This window comes from Micromonospora sp. NPDC049089, assembly GCF_040648775.1.
Lineage (GTDB): Bacteria > Actinomycetota > Actinomycetes > Mycobacteriales > Micromonosporaceae > Micromonospora.
The window spans coordinates 1-6,536 of the sequence record NZ_JBEZEH010000291.1; the positions used below are offsets into that span (position 1 = coordinate 1).

A 6,536-nucleotide genomic window follows, 5' to 3' on the forward strand; every position below is an offset into this window, starting at 1 on the left:
GCATCCGCCCGGCCCGGCGTTGTCGTCGAGGCGGGTCAGGCGGCGGTCCCCGCCAGCTCCGCCTCGGCTCCCACCGGCTCGTCGCGGCGGGCCAGCCGCAGTGCGCCGAGGAGTACGCCCAGGCCGATGAGGGTGAGTGCGGCGCCGGCCCAGATCGGCGAGGTGTAGCCGAGTCCGGCGGCGATGGCCACCCCGCCGATCCACGCGCCCAACGCGTTGCCGAGGTTGAACGCGGCGATGTTCGCCCCGGACGCCAGGGTCGGCGCCTGGTGGGCGTACCGCATGATCCGCATTTGCAGCGGCGGCACCGTGGCGAAGCCGAACCCGCCCATCAGCACCAGCGCGACGATGGTCAGCACCGGATTCGTGGCGGTCAGCGCGAAGCCGACGAGCACCACGGTGAGCACCGCCAGGACGGTGACCAGCGTGCGCGACAGTGACCTGTCCGCCGCCCGGCCGCCGAGCAGGTTGCCCGCGAAGAGCCCCACGCCGAAGAGGACGAGCAGCCACGGCACGGTGCTGGAGGCGAAGCCGCTGACCTCGGTCAACGTGTAGGCGATGTAGGTGAACGCGCCGAACATCCCGCCGAAGCCCAGGACGGTGATCACCAGAGAGAGCCAGACCTGCGGGTGGGTGAAGGCGCGCAGCTCGCCGCGCAGCCCACCGGCCGGGCGGTCGGCGTTGGTGGTGTCGCCCACCGGGATCAGCAGGGCCAGCCCGATCAGGGCGACCACCCCGATGGCGGTGATCGCCCAGAACGTCGACCGCCAGCCGAAGTGCTGCCCGAGGAAGGTGCCGAACGGCACGCCGAGCACGTTGGCGATGGTCAGACCGGCGAACATCATGGCGATGGCACCCGCCCGTCGGGCCGGTGCGACCAGGCCCGCGGCGACCACGGCGCCGATGCCGAAGAACGCGCCGTGGCAGAGCGCGGCGACGATCCGGCCGGCCATCATCACGGCGTAGTCGCCGGCGACGGCGGACAGCAGGTTGCCGATGATGAAGAGCACCATCAGGCCGAGCAGCACGGGTTTGCGCGGCAGGCGGGTGACCGCCGCGGTGAGGGCGACCCCGCCGACGGCCACGCTGAGCGCGTAGCCGGAGATCAACCAGCCGGCCACCGGCTCGGTGACCGCGAAGTCGGCGGCCACCTCGGGCAACAGCCCCATGATCACGAACTCGGTGAGACCGATGCCGAAGGCACCGATGGCCAGCGCGATCAGGCCGGGCGGCAGGGACTTCTGGGGTACGGACATGGTCTTCCCATCGAGTGGAGGCAGATAGGCGGCGCGTGCAACTACACGCGCCAACAACGAAATACTTGCACGCGCTTTATATCGGCGCAAGCGTGCTAGCCTGGGGTTCGTTCAGAGCACACCGAGGAGGCCGGTATGGGCATCGCCGACGACGCGGTCGAGATCCGCGCCCAGGGCTGGCGCACCCTCGCCGCCCTGCACGCGCTGATCGAGACATCCCTGGAGCGGGCGCTGCAGGCCTACCACGAACTCTCCGTCGTCGAATACACGGTGCTCGACGCGCTCTCCCGCCAGGACGGCTGGCACATGCGGATGAGCCAGCTCGCCCGCGCCGCCGCGCTGTCCGGGAGCGCCACCACCCGGCTGGTCACCCGCCTCGAACAACGAGGGCTGCTCACCCGCATCCTCTGCGCCGACGACCGGCGGGGCATCTACACCGAGCTGACCCCGGCCGGCTCCGAGCTGCTCGCCCAGACGCGACCCACCCACGACCGGGTGCTGACCGACGCGCTCGCCCAGGCGGAGGCCACCCCCGAGTTGGCGCCACTCGTCGACGCCCTGCACCGGCTGCCAGCCACCCGCTGACCGCCCGCCGGCCCGCGCGGCAGCGGGCGTACGGTACGCGCAGCCCCACCGGGACCGCCGCGCCAAGGAGGCACCGATGCAGGACCGCACCCCTCGTCCCGAGGAGCTGGAGCCGATCGAGCGCGCCGGCATCGACGAGCTGCGGGCCCTGCAACGCGACCGACTGCGCTGGTCGTTGCGGCACGCGTACGACAACGTGCCGCACTACCGGCGGGCGTTCGACGCGGCCGGGGTGCACCCCGACGACTGCCGGGATCTCGACGACCTGGCGCGCTTCCCGTTCACGGGCAAGGCGGAGCTGCGGGAGAACTACCCGTTCGGCATGTTCGCCGTACCCCGGGAGCGGGTGGCCCGCCTGCACGCCTCCTCCGGCACCACCGGCCGGCCGACAGTCGTCGGCTACACCCGCGACGACCTGCGCACCTGGGCGCGACTGATGGCCCGCTCGATCCGCGCCTCCGGCGGCCGCCCCGGCGACCGGGTGCACGTCGCGTACGGCTACGGGCTCTTCACCGGCGGCCTGGGCGCGCACTACGGGGCCGAGGAACTGGGCTGCACCGTCATCCCGGTCTCCGGGGGCATGACCGAGCGTCAGGTCATGCTGATCCGCGACTTCGAGCCCGAGGTCATCATGGTCACACCCAGCTACCTGCTGGCCATCGTCGACGAGATGCGCCGCCAGGGCATCGACCCACGGGCCACCTCACTGCGGGTGGGCATCTTCGGCGCCGAACCGTGGACCGAGGACATGCGCCGCGAGATCGAGCAGCAGTTGGACATCCACGCCGTCGACATCTACGGGCTTTCCGAGGTGATGGGCCCCGGCGTGGCGACCGAGTGCGTCGAGACCAAGGACGGCCTGCACCTCTGGGAGGACCACTTCTACCCGGAGATCATCGACCCGGTCACCGGGGCGGTGCTGCCCGACGGCGACCGGGGTGAGCTGGTGTTGACCTCCCTGACCAAGGAGGCGATGCCGGTGGTGCGCTACCGCACCCGCGACCTGACCCGGCTGCTACCCGGCACCGCCCGCCCGATGCGCCGGATCGAGAAGATCACCGGCCGCACCGACGACATGATGATCCTGCGTGGAGTGAACATCTTCCCCACCCAGATCGAGGAGCTGATCCTGCGCACCCCGCAGCTCTCGCCGCACTTCCAGTGCGTCCTCGATCGGCACGGCCGGCTGGACACCCTCACGGTGCGGGTGGAGCGGCGGGCCGACGTCGACGTGGACGCCGCCGAGCGGGCCGGCGGCACGCTGGTGCAACTGGTCAAGAACACCATCGGCGTCAGCGTCGCGGTCGACGTCCTCGCCCCCGACACCGTGGAACGGTCGATGGGCAAGATGCGCCGCATCGTCGACCAGCGGCCGTCCGCCTGACCGCTGACCGACGTTCCGGGTCGGAAGCTGTGGGCGGGTAGGCCGCCGATCAGCTTTTCGCCCCCGGCCATCCCCACCGGCTTCATCGCCCGGCCTCGCCCTACGCTCGGCTGGTGGACACCATGAGGTACGGACACCTGGGCCGCTCAGGTCTGCTGGTCAGCCGGATCGGCCTCGGCACCATGAACTTCGGGTACACGGTGGACGAGGCGACCAGTTTCGCGGTCATGGACGCCGCCGTCGACGCTGGCATCAACATGTTCGACACCGCCGACGTCTACGGCGGGCCACAGTCACCGGGGATGCAGAAGGGCTACGGCATCGCGGAGGAGACCGTTGGCCGGTGGCTGCGGCGTAGCGGGCACCGTGATGACATCGTCCTGGCGACGAAGGTGTACCAGCCGATGGGGCTCGGCCCGAACGACCGCCGGTTGTCCGCGTACCACATCCGCCGTGCGTGCGAGGCCAGCCTGCGGCGGCTGGAGACCGACCACATCGACCTGTACCAGATGCACCACGTGGACCGGGCCACGCCGTGGGAGGAGATCTGGCAGGCGATGGAGCAGCTCGTCCGCGAGGGCAAGATCACCTACGTCGGCAGCAGCAACTTCGCCGGCTGGGACGTGGCGCTCGCCCAGGTCGCCGCCTCGGCACGCCACTTTCTCGGCCTGACCAGCGAGCAGAGCCTCTACAACCTTGCCGTACGCGCCGTCGAGCAGGAACTCGTCCCCGCCCTGCGTCACCTCGGGTCGGACTGATTCCGTACAGCCCTCTGCACGCCGGCCTGCTCGCCGGCGCGCTCGACGCCCTGGATCAGGGCCGCACCACCGACCCCTCGACCCGGCAACGCGTCGAGGCGCACCGCGCCCAGCTCACTGCCTACGAGGGGCTGTGCCGAGAGTTGGGCGCACAGCCGGCGGCCGTGGCTGTGGCCTGGCTGCTGCGCAACCCGGTCGTCTCCACCACGATCGTCGGCGCGACGACGATCGACGAACTGCGATTGGACCTCGACGCGTTGTCCGTGCGGCTGGACGACGAGGTGGTGGAACGACTCGACCAGATCTGGCCCGGGCCGGGAGAAGCCCCACAGTCCTACGCCTGGTGAGTCGGTTACCCGTCGGTCACGCCGACGGGCAGCAAGGGGCCCCTGGTGTGGCTGTGGTCGACATAGGATCGGGTCCATGCGCGTGCTGGTGGTCTCCGCCCCGCTCGTCGGTCACGTCTTCCCCCTGGTGCCGCTCGCGGTCGCCCTCCGCGATGCCGGCCACGATGTGCTGGTGGCCACCGGCGGCGGAGCGCTGGCCGCCGCCGAGGCGGGTCTGCCGGTGCACGACATCGCGCCCGGCTTCGACTTCGGCCGGATCGCGCTGCGGGTCCTTCCCCGTCATCCGCTGATCGCGCGGGCGGAGCTGGCCGGCACCGCCGGCACCCGGGGCGCCGGCCTGCTGTTCGGCGCGCTCAACGACCAACTCGTCGACCCGGTGGTCGCGCTGGCCACCCGGTGGCGACCGGATCTGGTGCTGTACGAGCCGTTCGCGGTCGCCGGCGCGGTGGCCGCCGCGAGGCTCGACGTGCCGGCCGTCCGCCAGGAGAACGCCCTCTTCGACGGCCGGGACCTGGTCGGCGCCACCGTCGTCCGACTCGGCGCGGCGCTGCGCCGCCACGGCCTCACCGAACTGCCCGCGCCGGCCGCCGCCCTCGCCGTGGCGCCGCCCAGCGTTGCCACGCAGGGCGGCTGGCCGATGCGCTACACGTCCTATGTCGGCGGCGGGGAACTGCCGGCCTGGCTGCGCGAGCCGGGTGAGCGCCCCCGGATCCTGGTCACCCGCAGCACCCTCACCGGCCCCGGAGACCGGGGGCCGATGCCCGCCGTGGTGGCCGCCGCCGCCGAGGTGGACGCCGAGATCGTGCTGGTCCGCCCCGACAAGCGGTCGGCCCGCTCGGTGCCCGGCAACGTGCGGGTGGTCGGCTGGATTCCGCTCGACGAGGCGTTGCCGGCGAGCGCGGCCCTGGTGCACCACGGTGGTGCGGGCAGTGCCTTCGGTGCCTTCGCCGCAGGCCGGCCCCAGCTGGCCACCACGGGTGCCGGGGACCGGCGGCACAACGCCGAGCTGGTGGCCCGCCGGGGTGCCGGCCTGGCGCTGCGTCCCCGGGACATCACCGCGCGGGCACTGACCCAGCTGCTCACCGACGAGCGCCTGCGCACCGCTGCCGCGCAGGTCAGCAGCGAGATCGCCGCGATGCCGCCACCGACGGATTTGGTCGCGCGGCTGGCGGCACTGGTCTGACGTCCACCCCGCGTGGCCACCCCGGATGCACTGTCGACTGCGGCAGGATGGCCGGATGCGACACGTCGTGCTGTTCCACTCCGTGTACGGGCTGCGTCCCGCCGTGCGCGCCGCCGCCGACCGGTTGCGCGCCGCCGGGCACCAGGTCAGCACCCCCGACCTGTACGGCGTCCCGGCCACCGACACCGTCGAGGAGGGCTTCGCGCTGCTCGACAAGATCGGCCAGGAGGCGGTGCTGGACCGGGCCCGCGCCGCGCTGCGTGACCTGCCACCGGAGACGGTGCTCGCCGGCTTCTCGATGGGCGCCGGGGTGGCCGGGGCGCTGCTCGCCGAGCGCCCGGCCGCCGCCGGTCTGCTCCTGCTGCACGGCACCGGTGGTGCCCCGGACGCGGTCGCACCCGGGTTGCCGGTGCAGCTGCACCTCGCCGGCCCCGACCCGTACGACGCGCCGGACGAGGTCGACGAGTGGCAGCAGGCAATGACCGACGCCGGTGCCGATCTGACGGTCTTCAGCTATCCGGGCATGGGTCACCTGTTCACCGACCCGGACCTGGCCGAGTACTCCCCGGACGCCACCGCGGCGGTCTGGCCGCGCGTCCTGGCCTTCCTCGCTGCCGGCTGAGCGCCCGGCCGCACCGCACCGACCCGGAGGCCTGGTGGAGTGGCCCCGCCAACGGCGTCAGCAAGCCAGGTCTGGTGATGGAAACCCAGCCGGCGGCGGTGATCAGCCGCATTCGCGCCGCCTACGACGAGCTGACCACCCGCTACCGTGGCCCTGGCGGCCTGCTCGCGCTGCCCACCGCAGCGCTACGAGCCTCAGCCCCCGTAACCCAACCCCCCCCGCGCCCCGCCCCTCACCGCGCCGATCTTGCAGTTTCGGTTGCCGATATCAGTGGGATGCCGCTTATGCCGGGACAGCAAGTGCAAGATCGCCGCACAGAACCGTGGGGGTTTGTGGGGGTTTTGGGGTGGTTTTGGTGGTGGTGTGGGTTTTGTCACACCACAACAACAAAAAAGAAACGG

The 6,536-nt window shown here is 72.0% G+C and carries 5 protein-coding genes and 1 pseudogene; 5 read left to right on the forward strand and 1 reads right to left on the reverse strand.

Annotated elements, in window-relative coordinates; translation table 11 throughout:
• Positions 1–35: 35 nt before the first annotated feature.
• The gene (locus AB0B48_RS31180) at positions 36–1,256 is read right to left on the reverse strand and encodes an MFS transporter (RefSeq protein WP_357207832.1); all 1,221 of its coding nucleotides are present in this window, start codon (positions 1,254–1,256) and stop codon (positions 36–38) included.
• A gap of 135 nt (positions 1,257–1,391) precedes the next feature.
• Between AB0B48_RS31180 and AB0B48_RS31185 the strand changes: the two genes are divergently transcribed.
• From AB0B48_RS31185 to AB0B48_RS31205, 5 genes and pseudogenes are all read left to right on the forward strand, one after another.
• Positions 1,392–1,841: a MarR family transcriptional regulator gene (locus AB0B48_RS31185; RefSeq protein ID WP_357207834.1), complete on the forward strand. Its 450-nt coding sequence runs from the start codon at positions 1,392–1,394 to the stop codon at positions 1,839–1,841.
• Positions 1,842–1,917: 76 nt separating this feature from the next.
• Complete coding sequence (gene paaK, locus AB0B48_RS31190; RefSeq protein ID WP_357207836.1) at positions 1,918–3,225, forward strand: phenylacetate--CoA ligase PaaK; 1,308 nt, start codon at positions 1,918–1,920, stop codon at positions 3,223–3,225.
• 182 nt (positions 3,226–3,407) lie between these two features.
• Positions 3,408–4,330: pseudogene (locus AB0B48_RS31195) on the forward strand (aldo/keto reductase).
• A 76-nt stretch (positions 4,331–4,406) separates the two neighbouring features.
• Entirely contained in the window at positions 4,407–5,513 is a 1,107-nt protein-coding gene (locus AB0B48_RS31200) for a nucleotide disphospho-sugar-binding domain-containing protein (RefSeq protein ID WP_357207838.1), read from the forward strand.
• Positions 5,514–5,568: 55 nt separating this feature from the next.
• The gene (locus AB0B48_RS31205; protein ID WP_357207840.1) at positions 5,569–6,135 is read left to right on the forward strand and encodes a dienelactone hydrolase family protein; all 567 of its coding nucleotides are present in this window, start codon (positions 5,569–5,571) and stop codon (positions 6,133–6,135) included.
• Positions 6,136–6,536: the final 401 nt, after the last annotated feature.

Coding starts and splice junctions, on each gene's coding strand:
- AB0B48_RS31180 (WP_357207832.1), bottom strand. CDS start 1,256: ATGTCCGTACCCCAGAAGTCCCTGCCGCCCGGCCTGATCGCGCTGGCC.
- AB0B48_RS31185 (WP_357207834.1), top strand. CDS start 1,392: ATGGGCATCGCCGACGACGCGGTCGAGATCCGCGCCCAGGGCTGGCGC.
- paaK (WP_357207836.1), top strand. CDS start 1,918: ATGCAGGACCGCACCCCTCGTCCCGAGGAGCTGGAGCCGATCGAGCGC.
- AB0B48_RS31200 (WP_357207838.1), top strand. CDS start 4,407: ATGCGCGTGCTGGTGGTCTCCGCCCCGCTCGTCGGTCACGTCTTCCCC.
- AB0B48_RS31205 (WP_357207840.1), top strand. CDS start 5,569: ATGCGACACGTCGTGCTGTTCCACTCCGTGTACGGGCTGCGTCCCGCC.